This window comes from Nocardioides caeni, from assembly GCF_004912195.1.
Lineage (GTDB): Bacteria > Actinomycetota > Actinomycetes > Propionibacteriales > Nocardioidaceae > Nocardioides > Nocardioides caeni.
Window position 1 is genome coordinate 176,476 of sequence record NZ_STGW01000003.1, and the last position, 22,975, is coordinate 199,450.

Annotated in this window: 17 protein-coding genes and 1 pseudogene; 9 read left to right on the forward strand and 9 right to left on the reverse strand. The window is 71.2% G+C overall.

Annotated features, from left to right (window positions below; all coding sequences use genetic code 11):
• Nucleotides 1–105: 105 nt before the first annotated feature.
• From E9934_RS06760 to E9934_RS06775, 4 genes are read left to right on the forward strand one after another with little or no spacing between them, the layout of a single operon-like run.
• Nucleotides 106–1,269: a polyamine ABC transporter substrate-binding protein gene (locus tag E9934_RS06760; RefSeq protein WP_136562126.1), complete on the forward strand. Its 1,164-nt coding sequence runs from the start codon at nt 106–108 to the stop codon at nt 1,267–1,269.
• Nucleotides 1,253–2,386: an ABC transporter ATP-binding protein gene (locus tag E9934_RS06765; protein WP_136562127.1), complete on the forward strand. Its 1,134-nt coding sequence runs from the start codon at nt 1,253–1,255 to the stop codon at nt 2,384–2,386. The genes E9934_RS06760 and E9934_RS06765 overlap by 17 nt, the downstream gene beginning before the upstream one ends.
• 4 nt (nt 2,387–2,390) lie before the next feature.
• Nucleotides 2,391–3,236, forward strand: a complete 846-nt coding sequence (locus E9934_RS06770) for an ABC transporter permease (protein WP_136562128.1) — start codon at nt 2,391–2,393, stop codon at nt 3,234–3,236.
• On the forward strand, nt 3,233–4,045 hold the full coding sequence (locus E9934_RS06775) for an ABC transporter permease (RefSeq protein ID WP_136562129.1): 813 nt from the start codon (nt 3,233–3,235) through the stop codon (nt 4,043–4,045). Before E9934_RS06770 ends, E9934_RS06775 begins: the two co-directional genes overlap by 4 nt.
• A gap of 89 nt (nt 4,046–4,134) precedes the next feature.
• Here the strand turns inward: E9934_RS06775 and E9934_RS06780 are convergent, their stop codons facing one another.
• Nucleotides 4,135–5,529: an aspartate aminotransferase family protein gene (locus tag E9934_RS06780; RefSeq protein WP_136562130.1), complete on the reverse strand. Its 1,395-nt coding sequence runs from the start codon at nt 5,527–5,529 to the stop codon at nt 4,135–4,137.
• A gap of 122 nt (nt 5,530–5,651) precedes the next feature.
• Between E9934_RS06780 and E9934_RS06785 the strand changes: the two genes are divergently transcribed.
• The 4 genes from E9934_RS06785 (at nt 5,652) to E9934_RS06800 (ending at nt 11,579) form a co-directional block, all read left to right on the forward strand.
• On the forward strand, nt 5,652–7,091 hold the full coding sequence (locus E9934_RS06785; protein WP_136562131.1) for a gamma-aminobutyraldehyde dehydrogenase: 1,440 nt from the start codon (nt 5,652–5,654) through the stop codon (nt 7,089–7,091).
• 4 nt (nt 7,092–7,095) lie between these two features.
• Entirely contained in the window at nt 7,096–8,316 is a 1,221-nt protein-coding gene (locus tag E9934_RS06790; RefSeq protein ID WP_136562132.1) for a saccharopine dehydrogenase family protein, read from the forward strand.
• 10 nt (nt 8,317–8,326) lie between these two features.
• Nucleotides 8,327–9,661 carry an NAD(P)/FAD-dependent oxidoreductase gene (locus tag E9934_RS06795; RefSeq protein WP_136562133.1) on the forward strand — a complete coding sequence of 445 codons (1,335 nt, stop codon included), beginning with the start codon at nt 8,327–8,329 and terminating at the stop codon, nt 9,659–9,661.
• 121 nt (nt 9,662–9,782) lie between these two features.
• Complete coding sequence (locus E9934_RS06800; RefSeq protein WP_158294949.1) at nt 9,783–11,579, forward strand: fibronectin type III domain-containing protein; 1,797 nt, start codon at nt 9,783–9,785, stop codon at nt 11,577–11,579.
• A gap of 18 nt (nt 11,580–11,597) precedes the next feature.
• Here the strand turns inward: E9934_RS06800 and E9934_RS06805 are convergent, their stop codons facing one another.
• On the reverse strand, nt 11,598–12,020 hold the full coding sequence (locus E9934_RS06805; protein ID WP_136562135.1) for an SRPBCC family protein: 423 nt from the start codon (nt 12,018–12,020) through the stop codon (nt 11,598–11,600).
• 89 nt (nt 12,021–12,109) lie between these two features.
• Nucleotides 12,110–13,852, reverse strand: coding sequence for a DUF429 domain-containing protein (locus E9934_RS06810; protein ID WP_136562136.1), 1,743 nt, complete (start codon nt 13,850–13,852; stop codon nt 12,110–12,112).
• Nucleotides 13,853–13,892: 40 nt separating this feature from the next.
• Here E9934_RS06810 and E9934_RS06815 point away from each other — a divergent pair, with 40 nt between their 5' ends.
• The gene (locus E9934_RS06815) at nt 13,893–15,407 is read left to right on the forward strand and encodes an acyl-CoA carboxylase subunit beta (protein WP_136562137.1); all 1,515 of its coding nucleotides are present in this window, start codon (nt 13,893–13,895) and stop codon (nt 15,405–15,407) included.
• On the opposite strand, the gene E9934_RS06820 is transcribed toward E9934_RS06815, so the two are convergent.
• The 6 genes and pseudogenes from E9934_RS06820 to E9934_RS06845 form a co-directional block, all read right to left on the reverse strand.
• On the reverse strand, nt 15,389–15,778 hold the full coding sequence (locus E9934_RS06820) for a type II toxin-antitoxin system VapC family toxin (RefSeq protein ID WP_136562138.1): 390 nt from the start codon (nt 15,776–15,778) through the stop codon (nt 15,389–15,391). The two genes, E9934_RS06815 and E9934_RS06820, sit on opposite strands and share 19 nt — an antisense overlap.
• Complete coding sequence (locus tag E9934_RS06825) at nt 15,775–16,023, reverse strand: type II toxin-antitoxin system Phd/YefM family antitoxin (RefSeq protein WP_136562139.1); 249 nt, start codon at nt 16,021–16,023, stop codon at nt 15,775–15,777. Before E9934_RS06825 ends, E9934_RS06820 begins: the two co-directional genes overlap by 4 nt.
• Before the next feature lie 31 nt (nt 16,024–16,054).
• The gene (locus tag E9934_RS06830) at nt 16,055–17,203 is read right to left on the reverse strand and encodes a DUF3322 and DUF2220 domain-containing protein (RefSeq protein WP_158294950.1); all 1,149 of its coding nucleotides are present in this window, start codon (nt 17,201–17,203) and stop codon (nt 16,055–16,057) included.
• A complete protein-coding gene (locus tag E9934_RS06835; RefSeq protein ID WP_238694810.1) occupies nt 17,200–20,691 on the reverse strand; it encodes an ATP-binding protein in 3,492 nt (1,163 codons plus the stop codon). Before E9934_RS06835 ends, E9934_RS06830 begins: the two co-directional genes overlap by 4 nt.
• Nucleotides 20,688–21,419: a DUF4194 domain-containing protein gene (locus E9934_RS06840; RefSeq protein WP_136562141.1), complete on the reverse strand. Its 732-nt coding sequence runs from the start codon at nt 21,417–21,419 to the stop codon at nt 20,688–20,690. The genes E9934_RS06835 and E9934_RS06840 overlap by 4 nt, the downstream gene beginning before the upstream one ends.
• A pseudogene (locus E9934_RS06845) lies at nt 21,416–22,975 on the reverse strand (DUF3375 domain-containing protein). The gene E9934_RS06840 and the pseudogene E9934_RS06845 overlap by 4 nt, the downstream one beginning before the upstream one ends.

Below are 22,975 nucleotides of genomic sequence, written 5' to 3' on the forward strand. Positions count from 1 at the left end.
CAACCTGCGCACGCACGCAACGCGGGTGTTCGGATTTCGTTGCGTTCTCGTCAACTTGCTTCGGAATCCCTTGTCACTCCCCGCCGACCGTGTCACGATGCGCCAATGACAGGCCGGATCAGCCGCAGGACGGCATTGACCGGTGGTGCCGGGATCGCGCTCGGCGCGGCCAGCCTCGGTGTGCTGCCCCTCTTCGGGACGCCCGACCGCCAGCAGGACCCGGCCACCTGCACCACGCCCGACCTCTCCGAGCGACAGGCCCGCCTGGTCGTGTCGAACTGGCCCGGCTACATCGACGAGGACGACGACGGCTACGTCTCGACGCTCACCGACTTCCAGAAGCGCACCGGGATCGACGTCAGCTACACCGCCGACGTCAACGACAACCTCGAGTTCTTCGCCAAGGTCGTCAACCAGCTCGGCTCGTGCCAGTCGTCGAAGCGCGACCTCTTCATGCTCACCGACTGGATGGCGGCGCGGATGATCCAGGTCGGCTGGATCCAGCCGCTCGATGCGGCCAAGGTGCCGAACCTGCACGCCAACCTGATCGACTCGCTCCGGGGCATCGGCTGGGACCCCGACAGGACGTACTCCGCGCCGTGGCAGAGCGGCCTCACCGGGATCGCCTACAACAAGTCGAAGGTCGGCGAGGTGCGCTCCTTCGAGGAGCTGCTGTCGCGTCCGGACCTCAAGGGGCGCGTCTCCCTGCTCACCGAGATGCGCGACACGATGGGCCTCATCATGCTCAGCCAGGGCGCGGACCCGGCCGACTTCGACGAGGACGACTGGGACAACGCGCTCGACCGCCTGCGCAAGGCGCGCAACGACGGCCAGATCAGGGCGTTCACGGGCAACGAGTACATCCAGGACCTGGCGGCCGGCAACGTCCTCGCCTGCGAGGCCTGGTCCGGTGACGTGGCCGCGGCCGAGGACGAGAACCTCGTCTTCGTCGCACCCGAGGAGGGCCAGATGATCTGGTCCGACAACATGCTGATCCCCAACCTCGCCGAGCACCAGGCCAACGCCGAGGAGTGGATCAACTACTACTACGACCCGGAGGTGGCAGCGAAGCTCGCCGCCTACGTCTGGTACATCTGCCCCGTCAAGGGCGCCCAGGAAGCGATGGAGAAGGTCGACCCGTCGCTGGTCGAGAACCCGCTCATCTTCCCGACCACGGAGTCCCTCGCCACGACGCACTCGTTCATGGCGCTCGAGGAGTTCCAGATCCGCGCCTACGAAGGAGACTTCGCCGATGTCACTGGCGGTTGAGAGCGGCCGGAACCTCCGGCTCGAGGCGTTGACGAAGGAGTTCGCCACCTTCACGGCCGTCCGGTCGCTCGACCTCGAGATCCCCGCGGGCAGCTTCTTCGCCCTCCTGGGGCCCTCGGGCTGCGGCAAGACCACGACCCTGCGGATGGTCGCCGGACTCGACACGCCCACCTCCGGGAGGATCCTGCTCGGCGAGGACGAGATCACCTGGCACAAGCCCTATCGCCGCCCGGTCAACACGGTCTTCCAGAACTACGCCCTCTTCCCCCACCTCGACATCCACGAGAACGTCGCCTTCGGACTGCGGCGCCGCAAGGTGTCCGAGGTCGACCGGCTCGTCCGCGAGATGCTCGAGCTGGTCGAGCTCGAGGCGCAGGCGAGGAAGAAGCCACCCCAGCTCTCCGGCGGCCAGCAGCAGCGGGTCGCGCTGGCCCGGGCACTGATCAACCGTCCCGAGGTCCTGCTCCTCGACGAGCCCCTCGGCGCACTCGACCTCAAGCTGCGCCGCTCGATGCAGATCGAGATCAAGCGCATCCAGACCGAGGTCGGCCTCACCTTCGTGCACGTCACGCACGACCAGGAGGAGGCGATGACGATGGCCGACACGATCGCCGTCATGAACGCCGGCGTCATCGAGCAGATGGGCTCCCCCGCCGACCTCTACGAGAACCCCCGCACCACCTTCGTCGCGAACTTCCTCGGCCAGTCCAACCTCATCCCCGGCTCGATCGCCGCCGTGACCGGCGACGTGGTCAAGGTCGACATGCACGGCACCCAGGTCTCCATCCCGATCGACCGGGCCCACGTCCGGGAGGGCAGCGGCTGGGTCGGCATCCGTCCCGAGAAGGTGCTGATCGCGCCGGTCGGCGAGCGCATCGACGCCCCCGGCAACCACATGACGGGTGCCGTGATCACCGACGTGTCCTTCGTCGGCGTCAGCACGCAGTACCTGGTCCGGATGCCGTGGGGCCAGGAGCTGATGTCCTTCGAGCAGAACACCGGCCGGCGCGACGTACTGCCACGGGGCACTGCCGTCGACGTCTCCTGGCGCCCTGAGTTCGCCTTCCTGCTTCCGGCGACCCAGGACGTCAACGCCGGCGTCATCGCGGAGGCCTGACGCGATGCGCGGGCGCTGGACGGGCTACTGGCTGATCCTCCCGGCAGCGCTGTGGCTCGGCGTCTTCTTCGTCATCCCGTTCTACTCACTGCTCGCGACCAGCCTCTATGACCCCGAGGGCTCGGTCCTCACCGGCTACGACGTCACCTACCACGTCGCCAACTTCGTCGACGCGATCGAGGAGTTCTGGCGTCCCCTCCTCCGCTCGCTCTGGTACGCCGGGGTGGCGACCGTGATCTGCCTGGTACTCGGCTACGTGCTGGCCTACGCGATCGCCTTCAAGGCCGGGCGTTGGCGGACCTTGCTGCTCGTGCTCGTCGTCGCACCGTTCTTCACCAGCTTCCTGATCCGCACCCTGTCCTGGAAGCTGATCCTTGCGGACGACGGCTTCATCGTCGACGCCCTCCAGACCGTGCACCTGATGGGCGACGACGACCGGCTACTCGCCACGCCCGTGGCGGTCATCGCCGGGCTCGTCTACAACTTCCTGCCGTTCATGGTGCTCCCCCTCTATGCCAGTCTCGAGAAGATCGACCACCGGCTGATCGAGGCCTCGAGCGACCTCTACGCCTCCCCGTCACGCGGCTTCTGGAAGGTCACCCTGCCGCTGTCGATGCCGGGCGTCGTCGGCGGCACGCTGCTGACCTTCATCCCGGCAGCCGGCGACTACATCAACGCCGAGCTGCTCGGGAGCCCCAACCAGCGGATGGTCGGCAACGTCATCCAGGAGCTCTTCACCTCCACCGGCGACTACGCGGCCGCCGGTGCGCTGTCCGTGATCCTCATGGTGATCATCGTGGCGCTGGTGATGGTCTACATCCGCAAGGCCGGCACCGAGGAGCTCGTATGACGACCTTGCAGCGCACTGGTCGCTGGATCGGCGAGCACCTCGTGCTGGCGCTCGGGCTCCTCGTCCTCGTCTACATGTTCGTCCCGATCGCCGTCGTCATGCTGATGAGCTTCAACGACAACAGCGAGTCGCGCAACGTCTACGCCTTCCGCGGCTTCACCTGGGACAACTGGGTCAACGCCTGCGGTCCCGACGGCCTCTGCGACTCGGTCGTGCGCAGTGTGCAGATCGGGCTGCTCGCGACCCTGCTCGCCACCCTGCTGGGGACCCTCGCCGCGTTCGCGCTCGTCCGGCACCGCTTCCGCGGTCGCGCCGCGATGAACACCATCATCTTCCTGCCGATGGCCTCCCCCGAGATCGTGATGGGCTCCTCGCTGCTGGCGCTCTTCGTCGCCTCGGGCTTCGGTGGTCACCTCGGCTTCTGGACGATCTTCATCGCCCACGTGATGTTCTGCCTGTCCTTCGTCATCGTGACCGTGAAGGCGCGGCTCACCGGCCTGGACGAGAACCTCGAGCAGGCCGCGATGGACCTCTATGCCAGCGAGCTCACGACCTTCCGGAAGGTCACCTTCCCGCTCGTCTTCCCGGGAGTCGCCGCCGCGGCGCTGCTCAGCTTCTCGCTCTCCTTCGACGATTTCATCATCACCAACCTCAACGCCGGCCAGACCGTCACCTTCCCGATGTACGTCTGGGGCGTCGCCCAGCGCGGCGTGCCGATGCAGGTCAACGTCATCGGCACGGTGATGTTCCTCATCGCGATGTTCCTCGTGATCGGCAACATGATCGCGACGAGGAAGCGGCCTGCCTGACGCCGGGTGCCGGAATTGCGACGGCGGCGGCTCGGCCCCACTTGCCGAACCGCCGCCACGCACCGACGGCGCTGCTCTGGTCCCCGTGCTTACAGCAGCGTCGTCGCCTCGGTGAGGACCGCGCGGAGCGTCTGCTCCATCTCGTCGAAGTGCTCCTGGCCGCAGATCAGCGGCGGCGAGAGCTGGATGACCGGGTCGCCGCGGTCGTCGGCCCGGCAGTAGAGGCCTGCGTCGAAGAGGGCGCGCGACAGGAAGCCACGCAGCAGCCGCTCGGACTCGTCCTCGTTGAAGCTCTCCTTGGTCTGGCGGTCCTTGACCAGCTCGATCCCGTAGAAGTAGCCGTCGCCCCGGACGTCGCCGACGATCGGCAGGTCGAGGAGCTTCTCGAGGGTGGCGCGGAAGGCGCCCTCGTTGGCGCGCACGCCCTCGTTGATGCCCTCGGCCTCGAAGATCTCGAGGTTGCGCAGTGCCACCGCGGTGGAGACCGGGTGGCCGCCGAAGGTGTAGCCGTGGAGGAAGGTCTCGGTGCCGTGGGCGAAGGGCTCGTAGAGCCGGTCGCTCGCGATCATCGCGCCGAGCGGCGCGTAGCCGGAGGTGATCCCCTTGGCGCACGTGATGATGTCGGGCTGGTAGCCGTAGCGCTCGGCACCGAACATGTGGCCCAGTCGGCCGAAGGCACAGATCACCTCGTCGGAGACCAGCAGGACGTCGTACTCGTCGCAGATCTCGCGGACCCGCTCGAAGTAGCCTGGCGGCGGCGGGAAGCAGCCGCCGGCGTTCTGCACCGGCTCCAGGAAGACCGCGGCGACCGTCTCGGGGCCCTCGTTCTCGATCGCGACGGCGATCTGGTCGGCGGCCCAGCGGCCGAACGTCTCGGGGTCGACGACACCGTCCCCGTCGGCCAGGAACGCGGGCGCGCGATAGATGTTGGTGTTGGGGACCCGGAAGGTCGACGGCACCAGCGGCTCGAACATCTGCTTCAGCCCCGGCAGGCCGGTGATCGAGAGGGCGCCCTGCGTGGTGCCGTGGTAGGCGATGGCGCGGCTGATCACCTTGTGCTTGAGGGGCTTGCCGACGAGCTTGAAGTAGTTCTTGGCGAGCTTCCACGCGGACTCGACCGCCTCGCCGCCGCCGGTGGTGAAGAAGACCCGGTTGAGGTCGCCCGGGGCGTACGACGCCACCTTCTCCGCCAGCTCGATGGCACTCGGGTGGGCGTAGGACCACAGCGGGAAGTAGGCGAGCTCGGCGGCCTGCTTGGCGGCCGCCTCGGCCAGCTCCGTGCGGCCGTGGCCGAGCTGGCTGACGAAGAGCCCGCCGAGGGCGTCGAGGTAGCGCTTGCCCGTCGAGTCCCAGACGTAGGCGCCGTCACCGCGGACGATGACCGGGACGTCGGCGGTGTCGTAGGAGGACATCCGGGTGAAGTGCATCCAGAGGTGGTCGCGGGCGGCCGCCTGGAGTGCGGGGGAATCGGGCTCGTGCTGCACTGCACCATCCTGACTCCCGCACCGCGAATCAGCAAGTCATTTCGTTGCCACAAGCGCCTGTCGCGACGGATTTCGTTGCGGGGAGGCTTCCGTCCCCACGGGATGCTGACTAACCTCGGGCCATGCAGACGTTGCGCAACTTCATCGGCGGCGCGTCGGTGGACGCGGCCTCCGGCGCCACCCTCCCGGTCGTCAACCCGGCCACGGGGGCGGCGTACGCCACCTCCCCCGCGAGCGGGCCGGAGGACGTCGACCGGGCGATGACCGCGGCCGCCTCGGCGTTCGAGACCTGGGGGTCCACGACCCCCAAGGAGCGCCAGGAGGCGTTGCTGCGGATCGCGCAGGCGCTGGAGGACCGGGCCGAGGAATTCGTCCGCGCCGAGTGCGACAACACCGGCAAGCCGATCGGGCTGACCGCGGAGGAGGAGCTGCCGCCGGCGGTCGACGAGCTGCGGTTCTTCGCCGGAGCGGCCCGGGTGCTGGAGGGACGCAGCGCGGGTGAGTACCTCGCCGACCACACGTCGTGGATCCGGCGCGAGCCGATCGGCGTGGTCGCCCAGGTCACGCCGTGGAACTACCCGCTGATGATGGCGATCTGGAAGGTCGCGCCCGCCCTCGCGGCCGGCAACACGATCGTCCTCAAGCCGAGCGACACCACCCCCGCCAGCACGGTGCTGCTCGCCGAGCTCGCCGCGGAGTTCCTGCCCCCCGGCGTCCTCAACGTCGTGTGCGGCGACCGCGACACCGGCCGGGCGCTGATCGAGCACCCGACGCCCCAGCTGGTCGCCATCACCGGCTCGGTCCGCGCCGGCACCGAGGTCGCCGGGACCGCGGCCGCGGGTCTCAAACGGGTCCACCTCGAGCTCGGCGGCAAGGCGCCGGTCGTGGTGTTCGACGATGCCGACATCGCCAGCGCCGCCGAGGCGATCGCGACGGCCGGCTACTTCAACGCCGGTCAGGACTGCACGGCCGCCACCCGGGTCCTCGTCGCCGAGGGGGCGTACGACGACCTCGTCGCCGCGCTCGCCGAGCAGGCCCGGTCGACGCGGACCGGGATGCCCGACGACCCCGACGTCCTCTACGGCGCGCTCAACAACCCCGACCAGCTGGCCCGCGTGGCCGGGATGGTGGACCGCCTACCCGACCACGCCACGATCGAGGCCGGTGGTGGGCGAGCGTCCGTGGCCGGTGGCGAGGGCGGCTACTTCTTCGAGCCGACCGTCGTCTCGGGCCTGCGCCAGGACGACGAGATCAGCCAGACCGAGGTCTTCGGCCCGGTCATCACCGTGCAGCGCTTCGCCGACGAGGCCGAGGCCCTGCGATCGGCCAATGGCGTGCAGTACGGCCTGTCCTCCAGCGTGTGGACCACCGACCACGCCCGCGCGCTGCGGATGTCCAACAAGCTCGACTTCGGTGTCGTGTGGATCAACACCCACATCCCGTTCGTGTCCGAGATGCCGCACGGCGGCTTCAAGAGCTCCGGCTACGGCAAGGACCTGTCGATGTACGGCCTCGAGGACTACACGCGCATCAAGCACGTGATGTCCTACACGGGAGAGTGACGTCGTGAGGATCCTTCTCGTCGGCGCCGGCGGTGTGGGCGGCGCGTTCGCGGCGATCGCGGCGCGCCGGGACTTCTTCGAGGAGATCGTGGTCGCCGACTACGACCTCGGGCGGGCGGAGCGGGCAGCGGCCCAGGACAGCCGCTACGTCGCCGCGCGGATCGACGCGTCGTCCGCGGCGTCGGTGACCGCCCTGTGCCACGAGCACGGGATCACCCACGTGATGAACGCCGTCGACCCCGTCTTCAACATGCCCGTCTTCGAGGGCGCGTTCGCCGCGGGCGCCGACTACGTCGACATGGCGATGTCGCTCTCGACGCCGCACCCGGAGACGCCCCACACGACCACCGGCGTCAAGCTCGGCGACCTGCAGTTCGCGCAGGAGTCGCGGTGGGAGGAGGCCGGGCGGCTCGCGCTGGTCGGGATGGGCGTCGAGCCCGGACTCTCCGACGTCTTCGCCCGCTATGCCGCCGACCACCTCTTCTCCGAGATCGACGAGCTCGGCACCCGCGACGGCGCCAACCTCGTCGTCACCGACGACGACGGCAACGAGATCTTCGCGCCGTCCTTCTCGATGTGGACGACCATCGAGGAGTGCCTGAACCCACCGGTGATCTGGGAGCGGGAGCGCGGCTGGTTCACGACTCCCCCATTCTCCGAGCCGGAGGTCTTCGACTTCCCCGAGGGCATCGGACCGGTCGAGTGCGTCAACGTCGAGCACGAGGAGGTCCTCCTCATGCCGCGCTGGGTCGACTGCCGGCGTGCGACCTTCAAGTACGGCCTCGGCGAGGAGTTCATCACGATCCTCAAGGCGCTCCACACCCTCGGCCTGGACAGCACCGAGAAGGTGAGGGTCAAGGGCGTGGAGGTCAGCCCCCGTGACGTCGTGGCGGCCGTGCTGCCCGACCCCGCGACGATCGGCCCACGGATGACGGGCAAGACCTGCGCCGGCCTGTGGGTCACGGGTCGCGGCACGGACGGCGAGCCGCGCTCGACGTACCTCCACCACGTCGTGGACAACGAGTGGTCGATGGCCGAGTACGGCCACCAGTGCGTGGTCTGGCAGACCGCCATCAACCCGGTGATCGCGCTGGAGCTGCTGGCGACCCGGGTGTGGCACGGCGCCGGGGTGCTCGGGCCGGAGGCGTTCGACGCGGTGCCCTTCCTCGACCTGCTCACCGCCTACGGCTCGCCGTGGGGCATCCAGGAGCTCGACCCGTCCTGATGGGACAGCGATGAAACCGGCGGTCCTCTGGCTCGACACCCCCGACCGGCCCGCTCCGCGCACGGGTGGGGTCGAGGGAGCCGTCGACCTGGTCGTGGTCGGCGGCGGCTTCACCGGACTGTGGACGGCGGTGCGGGCGGTCGAGCGCGATCCCGGTCGCTCCGTGCTGCTCGTCGAGGGCGACCGGATCGCCGAGCACGCGACCGGGCGCAATGGTGGCTTCTGCGAGGCGAGCCTCACCCACGGGGAGGCCAACGGACGCGACCGCTGGCCGCAGGAGTACGACGAGCTCGACCGACTCGGCCTCGAGAACCTCGACGCCATCGGCGCCACCGTCGCGCGGCACGGGATCGACTGCGGCTGGGAGCGCACCGGGCAGCTGACCGTCGCCACCCGCCGGCACGAGGTCGCCGACCTGGCGCCGGAGCAGCCGGGCTTCCTCGACCGCGACGCCGTGCGCGCGATGGTCGACTCCCCCACCTATCTCGCCGGGCGCCTGGACGCCGAGGGCTGCGCGATGATCGATCCGGCGCGCCTGGCCTGGGGGCTCGCCGACACGGCCGAGTCGCTCGGCGTGCGGATCCTCGAGCGGACGCGGGTGACCGGCCTCGACCGCGAGCGCGACGGCGTCGTCGTCCGCACCGGCTCTGGGACGATCCGGGCCCGGCAGGTGGCGCTCGCCACCAACGCGTTCACGGACCTCTCGCGCCGGGTCCGGCGCCGGGTGGTGCCGGTCTATGACCACGTCCTGGCGACCGAGCCGCTGTCCGACGCGCAGCTGGCGTCGATCGGGTGGGACACACGCTGCGGCGTGGCCGATGCCGGCAACCTCTTCCACTACTACCGGCTGACGGCCGACCGGCGGATCCTGTGGGGCGGCTACGACGCCGTCTATCACTTCGGCCGGTCGATCGCCCCTGCCCACGAGCAGCGCGATGCCACCCATCTCCTGCTCGCCGAGCACTTCCGCGAGACCTTCCCCCAGCTGGAGGGCCTGGCCTTCAGTCACCGCTGGGGTGGGGTCATCGACACCTGCACCCGCTTCTGCGCCTTCTTCGGCCTGGAGTACGACGGCCAGGTGGCCCACGCCGCCGGGTTCACCGGCCTCGGCGTCGGCGCTTCGCGGTTCGCCGCCGACGTGATGCTGGACCTGCTGGGCGGCCGGCCCACGCCGCGCACCGAGCTGCAGATGGTCCGCGAGCGCCCGCTGCCGTTCCCGCCGGAGCCGCTCGCCTGGACGGGGATACAGCTCACCCGCTGGGCTGCCGCCCGGGCCGACGCCACCGGCCGGCGCAACCTGTGGTTGCGCACCCTGGACCGCCTGGGCCTGGGCTTCGACTCCTGATCCCGGATCCAGACCGACCCTGGACGATCCTCCCGCGCATCCGATGGTTGCCTTCGCCAGCGCTCTCGGCCTGCGTCGACTAGCGTCGCTTGCGTCGTTGCGTCGTGTGCAGGGGGAACTGATGAAGATCGTCGCTCGACTGGTCGCCGTCGCGATGGTCGCCGCAGTGCTGCTGGTCGGGTCGCCCGCCGAGGCGGCCACCCGTCCGACGGCCCCGCGGGCGGCGACGGCCACCGCGCTCAACCATGCCGTCAAGGTCGCCTGGCTCAGGCCGTCACGCACCGGTGGCGCGTCGATCGACCGCTACGTCGTCCAGCGGTGGAACCCCAACACCCAGAAGTGGGGCACCGTCCGCACCCTCGGAGCCCGCACGCTCGCCTGGACCAACACCGGTCTCCTCAACGGCACCACCTACTACTACCGCGTCCTGGCCCACAACCGCGTGGGCTGGAGCCCGGCCAGCCGTCAGGTGGCGGCCACGCCTCGCGCCACGCCCGGCGGTGTACCCGGTCTGGAGGCCGACACCTGGGACTCCGAGCTGCGCGCACGCTGGGGCAATGCCGCCGCCAACGGCGCCGCCATCGACCACTACGCCGCGCAGATCTCCACCGACGGCGCGACCTGGTCGGCCACCAGGAAGGTCACCACGCTCTCCGCCGCCTTCGCCGGCCTGACCCCCGGCAGCCGCTACTGGCTCCGCGTGCGCGCCCACAACGCCGCGGGCTACGGCCCCTACGGAGGCGCCGGCCCCTACCGCGCCTACACCGTGCCCAACGCCGTCCAGGCGCTCACCGTGACCAGCGGCAACGGCGAGGCGGTCCTCGACTGGGATGCCCCCATCGCCGACGCCGCGGTTGGCCGGCCCGCCGCCACCACCTACCTGGTCGAGCGCAGCGACGACGACCGGGCCACCTGGAGTGAGGTCACCACGACGACGGCGCCGACGACGGCACTCACCGTCCCCGGACTGGTCAACGGCGAGAGCTACGACTTCCGCGTCAGCGCCCGGCCGGGCATCGCCAACATCGGCTACGGGCCCGCGACCGCCATCACCACGAGCCCGCCGGTCGGCACGCCTGCCGCGCCCGCGGGTGCGGCCCTGGCCTGGGACGAGGGGGACGGCCAGTACGTGCTCACCTGGTCCGCGCCCACCATCACCGGCGGCGCCCCGCTCGACCACTACGAGGTCACCACCGACCCGCTCGCCCCCGGGAACGAGCTGCCGGCCGGGCAGACCAGCCTCGCCGCCGTCGACGGGCTCACCGACCAGTTCGTCCGGGCCTGCAACACCCTCGGCCAGTGCAGCTCCTGGGCGAGCGCCGCTGCCCTCCCCGGACAGCCGTCCGCCCCCACGGTCACCCCTACGATGGTCGGCCTCCAGTGGCAGGTCGCGCTCACCTGGAGCGCCCCGACCAACGGCGCCGCCGTGGCGTCGTACCGCATCGAGAGGCGCAGCGACGACGGGCCCTTCAGCCAGGTCGCCGTCGTCACCGACCTGTCGTACGTCGACACGACCGTCGCGCCCGAGACGGACTACCACTACCGGGTGGTCGCCGTCGGCACCGGCGGCAGCGGTCGCCCGTCGGGCGCACCACTGGCCTCGACCGGCGCGGCGCAGGACCTGACGGCCGACCCCGTCCTGCTCTCGGTGTCCGAGGGCGGGGAGACGACCTTCGACCTCGTGCTCGCGGTGGCGTCGACGACAGCGGTCGAGGTGGCCCTGTCCAGCTCCGACCCGACCGCGGCGGTCACGACGCTGGGCACCGTGACGATCCCGGCAGGTCAGACCACGGCGAGCGTGACCGTGCAGGGGCTGACCGACGACAACGTCGACGACGACATCGCGATCGTCACCGCCACGGTCGGCGGCCTCTCGGTCGACGTCGCGGTGACCGTCACCGAGGTGGTCGCGCCCTGACCCGGCGGACCGGGGCGGTCAGCCGCGCTTGACGGCCCGGACGAAGAGCTGCAGCAGCGTCACCGAGACGGTCTTGAGCGCGACGGCCTCGACCAGCGGGATCCGCTGGTCGGCGTTGAGCGTCCACTCGATCCGCGTGCCGCCGCCGACCGCGGTCAGGACGACCTCGCCGCTGTAGTCGCGGAAGGGCACGCCGCTGAGCGCGCGGTAGCCGAGCGCGTGGTCGGGCTCGAAGCGCACGATCTCCTCCACGATCGCCGGCGCCGGACCGGGCGCCTTGATCGAGCGCACGGCACCGACCCCGTTGGGCTCGTCGGCGCCCAGCTTGGCCATCGTCACCTTCATGCCGGGCCCCCAGGACGCCATCGCCTCGTGGTCGGCGAGCGCCGCCCAGACCTGGCTGACGGGAGCGGTGACGGTGGCAGTGGCGGTGGCGCGCACGGGCGGACCTTTCGTTCGGCGGCAGCGCCCCTGCGGGCGCGGGTCGGCGCCACCCTCCCACACCACCAGCGGCCGCGACCGCGGATGTGTCAGGCGCCACGCATGCGCGCGAGCCGCGCGCGCAGGGCCGGCACCCGGTCGGCGTTGGCCCGCAGGCCCACGTAGTCCTCGCCGTGGATCCAGAGCAGCGCGTCGTCGAGACGCCGCACGGCACCGGGCGGATAGCGGTAGCCCATCCGCTCACGGAGCAGGTCGGCATCCATGGCCCGGAGCGCGTCGGCGAGCTCGGCCAGCGACGTCACCCCCAGCTCGAGCACCAGCTCCGACATCCAGCGGTAGTGGTCCGTTCGCGACCAGCCGGCATCGGCATACTGGCCGGCGAGGAAGGCGGCCAGCTCCCGGGGGTCGATCCGTGGATCGCCGTCCTCGTCACGCGCGTCGGCGCCGGACATCCCCTCCTGGATCCGCTCACGGATGCTCGAGAACTCGCGGTCGGCGAGCTCGAGCAGACCGGCGGCGAGCGTGAAGCGCCGGTCGAAGTCGGGGACGTGCTCGACCGGGATCGTGCCCTTGTAGCGGATGTCGTGCTCGAACTCCGCCCACGCATGCTGCAGGACGGTCCGGATCTGGATCTGCGCGACCCGGTCGCGGCCGGGGCCGCGGATCAGCAGGTGTCGGCTGGCGTAGCCGAAACGCCCCTCGCTCGCGGTCTCGCGGCCCAGGTCGCGGTCGTCCAGCACCTCGGCCTGGTCGGCCAGCAGCTCGACCACCGCCTGCACGTCGCTGTGCACGTAGGCGATGACCCGCACCCCCACCTGGTCGGTGATCTCGCGGAGCGGGTCGACATAGACGGGATGGCCCCCGGCGGTGCGGGCCGCCTTCGCCGCGAAGGAGGACAGCGACTTGGCTCGCCCGCTCACCGTCAGGTAGTTGATGCCGGCCTCGTCGAGGATGCCGGTGACGAGCTGGACGTAGTCGTCGGTCGCCGCCCGCACGACGGGCCAGCTGTCGGCGTACTCCCGGACGGCGGCGCCGATGTCGGGCGCGACCGGGGCCGCCGCCACCGGATCGCCGGCCCGGGCGCCGCGAGGCGTGGGCACCAGGTCGGTCGGCAGGCGCGGCGTGACGATGTAACCGGTCTCGAGGTCGCCGTAGACGACCGTGTCGGCCTGCCGACGGTCGGCGAAGAGGGCGATGTAGGCGCACACGACGGCGTCGACCTGGTCCTCGACGACCCGCAGCTCGCTCTTGCGAGCCGCCTCCACGACGGCCGAGGTGAGGCCGCGCCAGGCCGGGCCGTCGACGTGCAGCGCCGGGTCGGCGCTGGCGAGGCCCTCCACCAGGCGCATCAGCACGAGCAGCTCGGCGCGGAGCCGGTCGAGGTCACGACCGGGCTTGTCCTTGTACTTCAAGGTCCGGCCCAGCCGGAACAGCGCGACGGTCGCGGGGTGGGGATAGACCTCGATGCCGCGACGGGCGCGGCCCGAGCGCGGGTTGATGTCGAGCCCGAGGCGCGCGGCGAGGCGGGCGCCGCGCGGCTGGTCGCTGAACTCCCGCTTGCCGGTGTTGGAGGGATGCGCGCCCGCGTCGAAGCGGTGGAAGTCCTTGTTGAGCGCCTTCTCCGCCGGCCGGTTGCCGGTGGCGTTGCGCACGATCAACGGGGCGTCGATCGCGACCAGGCACGGACCTTCGACGTAGGGCGCCAGGGTCGCCTCGATCTCGTCGTCGGTCTGCACGGCGCTGACCGCCACCAGCCGGCCCGCGGCGTCGACGACGGCGAGCCCGGTGGGTCGGCGCTCACCCCAGGCGAGGTCCACCCCGACGTAGTGCATGCAGGCGACCCTAGTGCGACGAGTCGGCCATGATGGCCGGGTGACCGACGACGCGCCCGCCGAGGGCCTGCTGGAGCTGCTCGCCCGCCGCCACCTCACCACCGACGCCGCCCGGCCGGACAAGGTCGACCGCTGGCACGCGAAGGGCCGGCGCACGGCGCGGGAGAACATCGCCGACCTCGTCGACCCGGGCTCGCTGGTCGAATACGGCCGCTTCGTCACCGCCGCCCAGGAGTCGCGGCGCGACCTGGCCGACCTGGTCGTCGAGACCCCGGCCGACGGCATCATCGGCGGTACGGCGACCGTGGCCGGCCGCCCGGTGGCGGTGCTGTCCTACGACTACCTGGTGATGGCTGGCACCCAGGGCATGCGCGGTCACCGCAAGTCGGACCGCCTCATCGAGCTGGCCGGACGGATGGGACTGCCGACGGTCTTCTTCACCGAGGGCGGTGGCGGACGCCCCGGCGACACCGACATCCCGCTCGTCTCGGCGCTCGACGTCGGGTCGTTCGCGCTGTGGGGCGAGCTGCAGGGCGTCGCCCCGAGGATCGCGATCGTGTCGGGGCGCTGCTTCGCCGGCAACGCCGTGATCGCCGGTTGTGCGGACCTGCGGATCGCGACACCGGACGCCAACCTCGGCATGGCGGGACCGGCGATGATCGCCGGCGGCGGGCTCGGCCAGTTCGCCCCCGAGGAGATCGGGCCGGTCGAGGTCCAGTCGGCCAACGGCGTGCTCGACGTCGTCGTCGACGACGAGGCGGCCGCCGTGGCCGTGGCCCGGGAGGTGCTGGGGCTGCTCGACGGGCCGGTCGACTCGACGGGCCCCACTGACCCGGCCGCGCTGCGCGACCTGATGCCGGCCAACGAGCGGGAGGCCTTCGACGTCCGCCCGGTCGTCGAGGCGCTGGCCGACCCGGACACCGTGCTGTGGCTGCGCGAGGCCTTCGCGCCGGAGCTGGTCACCGCCTTCGCGCGGATCCACGGCCTGCCTGTCGGTGTCCTCGCCAACCAGTCCACCCACATGGGCGGGGCGCTGACCACCGGCGCCTCGACCAAGGCCGCCGACTTCCTCGACCTCTGCGAGCGCTGGCGTCTGCCCGTCGTGTCGCTGGTCGACACCCCGGGCTTCATGGTCGGCCCGGACGCCGAGGAGACCGGACTGGTGCGCGAGGCCTCCCGGATGGTCACCGCAGGCGCGCGTCTCACCGTCCCGCTGGTCGGGGTCGTGCTGCGCCGCGGCTATGGTCTGGGCGCCCAGGCGATGCTCGGCGGCAGCACGCACCGGCCACACCTGACGATCGCGTGGCCGGACGCCCACCTCGGCGCGATGGGGCTGGAGGGCGCCGTACGCCTGGCGATGGCGCACGAGCTCGCGGCACTCGACGCGGAGGAGCGGGAGCGCGTGGTGGCCGAGAACACCGCCCTCCTGCGCCGTCAGGCCAGCGCGCTCAACGTCGCCCGGGTCTTCGAGATCGACGACGTCGTCGACCCCGCCGAGACCCCGACCGTCATCGCGGCGACACTGCGGGCGGCTCGTCAGCCCCAGAGGGCATAGCCGCGCAGTGCCTCGCGAATCATGGCGTCCTTCGTGGCCAGGACGCCGAATCCAGCCAGGGCCTGCGCCGCGATGACCCGGTCGAAGGGATCGCGGGTCCATCGTTGCTCGGCCGCGGTTCGCGTCACCAGCGCGAACGGTGTCGTGTCGTCGGTCAGTCCGATCGATCGCTCGAGCTCGTCGAGGATCCGGGCAGCGGGTACGGCGATCCGGCCGACTTCGTGGAGATAGGTGAGCTCGAGGCGGACCATGGGCGAGATGCGCAGGTCGTCGGTCTCCAGACGATCCAGCACCGGTCCCGCAACGAGGTGCCGCTGATCGGCGAAGAGCCAGATCACCACATGCGTGTCCAGGTGCAGCGGTGCGGTCATGGATGCAGCGCCCGCGCGGGATCCCACTCCGACGACCAGTCGACGCTGACGAGGTCCTCCGGATCCCCGACGATCACCGAGGCATCGGTCCGGATCTGGTCGAGACGGCTGACCGGCTGATCGGGAACGACGCGCAGCAGCCGGCCCTTGCGCAGGATCTCGAGTGGACGACCGGTCTCCAGCACGCCGTCGAGGAGCCGATAGAGATCCTGCCGGAGCTGCGACGGGGACACGGGATCGCTCATGCCTCTACCGTATGACGTACGTACGGGATGTTCAATCCCGTACGTCCAGCGCCTGACCGGCCACGTCCAGCGGGATCCGCTCCTGCTCGATGCGCCGGTGTCCGGGCCACTCGGGCGAGCAGAGGGCTTCATAGAGCTCACGCTCCCCCGGTTCGAGGTCGATCGCGCGGGCCGGCCGTGGCCCGAGCGGCGTGTCGTTGTGGTTGTGGTCGACGCCGAAGCGCTGCCAGCGTCGGTAGGCGGTCATGTCCATGAACATCGAGCGGACGGGGAGGCCCGCCGCCCGGAACGATGCCAGGATCTCGAGCCCCTTGGCGTCCATGTCACCCCAGTAGACGACGTCGGGGCAGGCGCGCACCCACCCCAGCGAGGGGATCGCTCCCGGCCCGTTGCCGTCGCCCTCGATCGCGATGCCCCCGGGGACCCGCGGGAACTGCTGCGCGGTGTCGCGGTTCTCCGAGATGAGCACGAGGCGGGGCTGGTAGGCGACGACGTCCACGTCGCCCATCGTGGCGACGTCGTGGCGCCGCCCGCCGGAGTCGAGATGGGTCGGGTCGAGGTAGGTGAGGTGCACCCGCGAGGGCCGGCCCGGCTCGAGGTCGAGGGACGCCGGACCGGCGAGGCGTCGTACGACGCCGCCGTGGTGGCCGAGCCACTTGGTGCCCATGCCCTCGACCGGCACCTGGCGAGCGGTCAGTCCGGCCGGGTGCGGATCGGCGAACCACCGGGCGGCACGGACGACCAGGTCGAAGTTCACGTCGGAGAGCTCGCGGGTGGCGCGCAGGATGCCCGCCGGATCCGGGTGGTGCGGGAAGTCGTCGGCCAGCCGCGTCGCGCGTGAACGTCCCTGCGCCAGTCGCGCCGGCCAACCGTCCTGCAGCAGGCGTGCCGCGGTGTCGATGTCGGCCACCCTCAACACGGAGGGCAGCGGCTGCTCGCTGCGGTGCAGCCGTGCGTCACGCCACTCCAGGTCGACGCCTGGCCCTGACGACTCCGCCCAGTGCAGCCACGCCGTCCTGACCGGGTGCACCTGGTCCCAGACCTCGGCGAGTCGCTGCCCGGTCAGCCCGGACGAGCCGAGTCGGATGTCGGTCGCCCACGCCGCGCCCGTGACGACCTGGCTCCACGTCTTCTCCAGACGCCGGGCCAGCTCGGCGAGCGCGTCGGCCGGAGCCTTCACTCCGGGGCGGTCTCGACCGCGTCGCGGATCGGCGTGATCCACGCCTGGTGGGTCCGGGCGTTCTTGGTGATCGCGAGCAGCTCGTCCATGTGCGGCTCGAGGCCGGTGACCTTGTCGAGCGGGACGCCGATGATCAGCTGGAAACCGAGACCCTTCCACGCCTGCACGGCACGGCCGGCGAACTCGGAGTCGGCCTTGACGAAGCCCTCGTCGAGGAAGACCGGCGCGAACCGCGGCCGCGAACGCATCTCGTCGCCGAGACGGAACCGCAGCGCGGAGCCGACGATGAACGCGACCAGCTCCTGGCTCTCGCCACCGGACTTCTCCCCGAGGGTGCGGTAGGTCGCCTTCACCTCACCGGTCAGGTGGTCATAGCGCTCGGCGCTGATCTCCACGTGACGACGGACGTCGAGCAGCCGGTCACGGTCACCGGAGGCGCTGACGTCGCCGGCGTGGTCAGCGCGACGCAGCTGCTTCATGAAGCGGCTGAGCTCGGCGAACCGCTTCTCGAGATCCTCGTCCTTGACCTCGGTCGTCGTGCCGGCGGAGAGCCGGCGCAGGTCCTTCATGAACACCTGGACCTGCGCGGGCGCGAGGCGCCGCAGCCGGATCCGGAGGCGGTCGCCGCCGGCGCCGAACTCGAGGCGGCGCAGGATCGCGTTGATCGGCTCGAGCCGGTCCTCGATCTCCTCGACACTGGAGGACATGGCGCCCAGCAGTGGCACGAGGTCCTGTCCGCTCCACTCGGTGAGGCGGCGCCGCCACTCGGCGTGCCGGTCGGCAAGGCCCTTGCCGCGGATGTCGTCGAGGATGCGGGCGTAGTCGGGGTAGGACTCGACCGCCGCGCCGAGGTTGGGCGAGTCCCAGGCGAACTTGTAGCTGCGGAAGATGTGGGCGAGGTCCTCGTCGCACCGACGGATCTCCGCCTCGGCGTCCGCGAGGGCGGTGCGCAGCCGCTCGCCGAGTCGCTGGGAGTTGTTGTTGAAGCGGTCCAGGTCCTCGGGGTCGTCCGGCGCTGCCGCCGCGGCGAAGTCCCGCTCCAGCGCTGCTTCCTGCTGCTCGTCGAGGACGACCGCACCGGACTCCTCGATCGCGAACACCCGGTCCTTGATGGTGTCCTCGGCGTCGTAGAGGTCTCGCTGGTCGTCCTGGAGCCGGTCCTTGCGCTGCTCGAGCGAGAAGCGCTCCTTGCGCGCCTGACCGAGGTCGGCCTCCAGCTGGTCGATCTGCGCCTGGAGCACCTGGAGCCGGTCGTCCGAGGCAAGGATCGCTGCCCGCCGCTCCTCCAGGTCGGCGATCCGCTTGTCACTGCCGGCGACGTCGACGTCGTCGAAGCGCACCATCACGATCGCTTCGTAGGCCTTGCGCTGCAGGTCGATCAGGCCGGACACACGTCCCAGCTCGGCCAGCCGCTCGTCGATCTCCGCCAGCCGACGCTCGACGTCCTCGAGCTGTGCATCGATCTCGGCGATCGCATCCTCGCTGGAGAAGCCGATGATGTTGCGGACGTCGTTGCGGCCGTGGGCGCCACGGCGTCCGTTGCGGGTCTGTCCGGCGAGGGTCACCCGGAAGCCGGAGCCGTCGAGGTCGGCGGCGTTCGCGACGCAGAGCGCGTTGCGCGACGGCTCCTCGACGTGCTGCTGCACCCAGCCGGCGAACGGCGAATCCTTGAACAGCAGCTTGCCGGCGATCCGCTCAGGGTCGGAGGGACCGGTCCCGGGCAGGTCGATCTCGACGCCCTGGAAGGTCAGTCGGGCCGGCAGCCGCAGCTCGTCGATCGCGGAGGAGAAGTCCTGCAGACGGTGGAGTGGGACCAGCATCATCCGGGCGCTGCCGCCCAGGACGGTCTCGACCGCCGTCCGCCAGCGCGCCTCCTCCGGCGCGACGTCGATCAGCTCGGCGACGAACGGCAGCTCGTCGACGGACAGGCCGCTCGCGCGAGCCACCGCGGTGCGCAGGTCGTGGAGGTAGGACGGCACGCGGCCAGCCCGGCTCTCCAGCGAGGCCCGCTCCTGCTTGAGGACTGACTGCTCCTGCGTGAGCGGGAACTGCTGCTCGCGCAGCACGGTCTCGCGTTCGGCCTGCAGGCGCTTCTGCTCCTTCTCCCCTGCGACGACCCGCTCGCGGGCCTGCTCCTGCAGGACGGTGAAGGCTCCGGCATCCTCCAACGCCGACTCGAGGTCGGGTGGGTCGATGTCGGGAAGGCCGATCAGCGGATAGACCCGCTCCTCGAGCTCGGCGAGGCGGTTGCCGCGCTCCACCCGCAGGTTGCGCTCCGCGTCCGCGAGCGCGGCCAGCCGCTGGAGGTCACCGCCACCCGCGTCACGGTGCGCCTCCTTGGCGGCGTCGAGGTCGCCGGCGAGCTGCAGCTCGGCGGCCTGCGCGGAGGCGAGGGCCTGCACGGTCGCGGTGCGCGCCTCGCGGTTGGCGGCGACGGCGCCCTCGATGAGGCGCAGGTGGGTGCGCAGCAGCCAGTAGCGCAGCGGCGTCTCGTCGCCGGAGAGGGTCAGACCGTAGGAGTCGAGCTCGGCGAGGCGCTTCGCTGCCGCTTCGCGACGCTCGTGCATCTCGGTGATCGGCTCGAGCAGCTCCAGCTTCTGCTGCTCGGTGCGCATCGCCACGTGGGCGGCATCGAGGTCGTCGAAGTGCTCGATGGCGCGGTCGGCGGCGGCATAGGTGGCGGGCCGCTCGAGCACCATGTCCTTGTAGAGCTCGTCGACGCTGCGGACCTGGTTGCCGGCCTGGATGCGGGCGAGCAGCCTCAGCGCCTTGGCGCCGTCGCCATTGGCGCCGATGCCGAGTCGGGCGTGCAGGACGGCGGAGAACTCGGCGTACGTCCGGTGGACGCGGACGCCGGGGAAGAGCTTCTTGAGGGCGTTGGCGTGGAACTTGTCGGGGACGGCGGCCTCGAGCTTGTCGAGCGGCAGCGCGCCCTCGTGGGTCCACATCTGCATCTGGACGTCGCTGGACCGGCTGGCCCGGCGCGGGACGTAGTAGGTGCGCAGCGCCGTGAACCGACCACCCTGGTCGGACACGAAGGTCATCGCGACCGCGCCCCACGTGTCGGCGCCCTTGCCGCGCAGCAGCACCTCGACCGGCCGCCCCGTCCGCGGGTCGTCGACGACGTCGACCGCTCCGCGCAGGTAGGACAGCAGGTTGCGCTGGCCGATGCTGCGGGCCCGGCCCGCGACGGCGTCGTTGGAGGCGCCGTTGAACTTGGTGTCGGAGGTCATCATCAGCGCCGTGTAGGCGTCGAGGATGGTCGACTTCCCGACGCCGGAGGCGCCGGACAGCATCGTGGCGTCGCCATCGAGGGGCACCGTGGTGAGCCCACCGAAGCCGCCCCAGTTGACCAGCTGCAGCAGCGACGCGCGCCACTGGACGGTGTCGTCGACCGGCGCTGCGACCGTCTGCTCCTCGAACAGGCCGTCCACCCGGTGGTCGAGGAGGCCGCCCGCGGCCGTCTCGAGACCCTCGTCGATGCTCACTCGCCGTCCTCCTCGAACAGGTCTGCCTCGTCGACCGCGTCGGCGGACGCCGAGGTGGTGCCGTTGGCCTCGCGCAGCGCCTCCAGGAGCTCCTGCAGCAGCTCGAGCGGCAGCAGGGGCTCGACGGCCTCGCTGATCTCGAAGCGCTCCTCGGCGGCCGTCGCGATGAGCAGCCCGGCCTTGGCGACGCTGGCGACGGCGTTGCGGGCGCGCTTCTCGTCACCGGACTCATCGGTGGCGTGGCCGGGACGGTAGCTGGCGACGTAGTCGAGCAGGTCGTCCCGGTCGACGTAGACCCGCACGTCGCCGCCGGCGAGACCGGCGCGCAGCCGGTCGCGCAGGTGCACCAGCACGAGGGTCTCCTCACGCGACCAGGCGGTGTCGTGGAGCAGGGTCGGGAAGCGACCGCCGCCCTCGGACTGCGCCTGCCGCTTCCACGCGACCTCGCGCTCGCGATCGCCCTGGAGGTCGAGGAAGAGGTCGTTGAGGCGGGAGCGGAAGACCCGCTCGTCGTCCATCAGGACCTGCCAGTCACGGGGGTGGGTGCGGGCGCTGATGAACCTCTGCTTGAGCAGAGCGACGAGGGCCTGCCGCTGGCCGTAGTCGAGGCCGCCCTCGTCCCCCTCGAACAGGGAGACGGAGTCGTCGAGCTCCTCGACGTAGTCCAGGTCGGCGTCCAGGTCGGCGTCCACGTCGAGGTCGGTGTCGAGGTCGGTGTCGAGGCTCATGCGCGGGTCTCCTCACGGTCGAGGCCGGGGGTCAGGTCGGGGTCCGGCAGCGGGGTGCGCGGCACGGCGAAGGTGCGCTCGCTCCCGTCCGGGCGTACGGCGGCGAAGGCCTCGAGCGCGTCGTCGGGCGCGAGCTGCCGGTTGGCGGCGAGGAGGAGGAGGCCGAAGATCTCGACCGGGCGACGCAGCGAGGGCTCGAGGGAGTCGAAGAGCTCGCCGAGGGAGCCGGCGGGGAGCAGGTCACGCAGGGCGTCGTCGAGGCGCTGGCGCAGCGAGCCGAGCTGCGGCCCGCCCTGGGCCATCAGCTCGGCGGGCGACAGGCCCGGCGCGTCGGCGGGGTCGGCAGCGGCGATCCGGTCGGGCAGGACGTCGTCGGCCGGGTCGTGGAACCGCTCGCGCAGGTGGTCGATGCTGACCCGGCTCGGCAGGAGCGAGACGTCGTGGGTGGCGCGGGGCCCGGTCTCGGCCATCCAGGTCATCAGCTCGGACTCGACCTGGCGCAGGGTCTGCTCGAGCTCGCGGTCCCGGGCGGCGTCGTGGGAGACGATGTATTCCTTGAGCGTCGCGGTGACCCGGCTGCGCTGGGCGAGGACCCGGTCGAGGCCGTCGCGGACCAGGCGCACCGTGCCGCGGAGCTCGGCGCGATCGACGTCGCCGAGGATGCCGTCGGACAACGGGTGGTCGAGCAGGGCGGTGAGGTCCTCGCGGAGCTGGGTGACGAGCGCGTCGTCGCGCAACAGCGCGAAGGCACCCTCGAAGGCTCGGCCCTCGTGGGTGGCGGTCATGAGTGCGTCGGCGCGGGCGAGATAGTCGTCGATCACCTGACCGGCCGCCTGCTCCTCGGCCCGGAAGGCACCCAGGATCTCGCCACGGATGGTCGCGAAGCGCTCCTCGACACGGGCGAAGTCACTCGGGAGCGCGCTGATGAGCGAGAGCAGCTCGGTGAAGCCCTCGGCCATGTAGTCCTCGGTCGCGCTGACCATGTCGGCTCCGTCGACGAGGCGGTCGCGCTCGAGCTGGAGTCGCGCGATCTCGTCGTTGAGGAGGGTCACCCGAGCACCCCGGTCGGGGTTGGCCTCAGAGTTGAAGCGCCGCACGGTGCCGAGGATCGTCGCGATCCGGTGCTCGCTGAGGGTGGCCCGGTCGCGGGCGAGGTTCTTGACCAGCTCGAGGGCCTGCTGGGCGTGCGATGTCAGCGCATAGACCTCGTCGCCGCGCTCGTCGAGGGAGCGCACCAGCCACTGGCCGCGCATCCACCGCTAGCACACGTCACGCCCGCTGCCACTCGGCACCTCCGACTCCCCCGCGAGGCGGACCTCGGCGAGGTACTCCTCGACCTGGGAGTGCAGCCGCGCGGTCGGGATCGGCTTGTTGGAGCGCCCGAACGCAGCCCGGAAGATCGTGATGACCACGGCTGCCTGACGCTGATGGAGCAGGGTGAGCGTGGGCTGCGCGAAGGCGCCCTTGACGCGCGCCAGCTCGCCGGCGATCTCACTCACTGCCACCCCACCTCCCTCGCCTCCTGCGGCACCGACTTCCCGGGAAGGGGCCAGCAT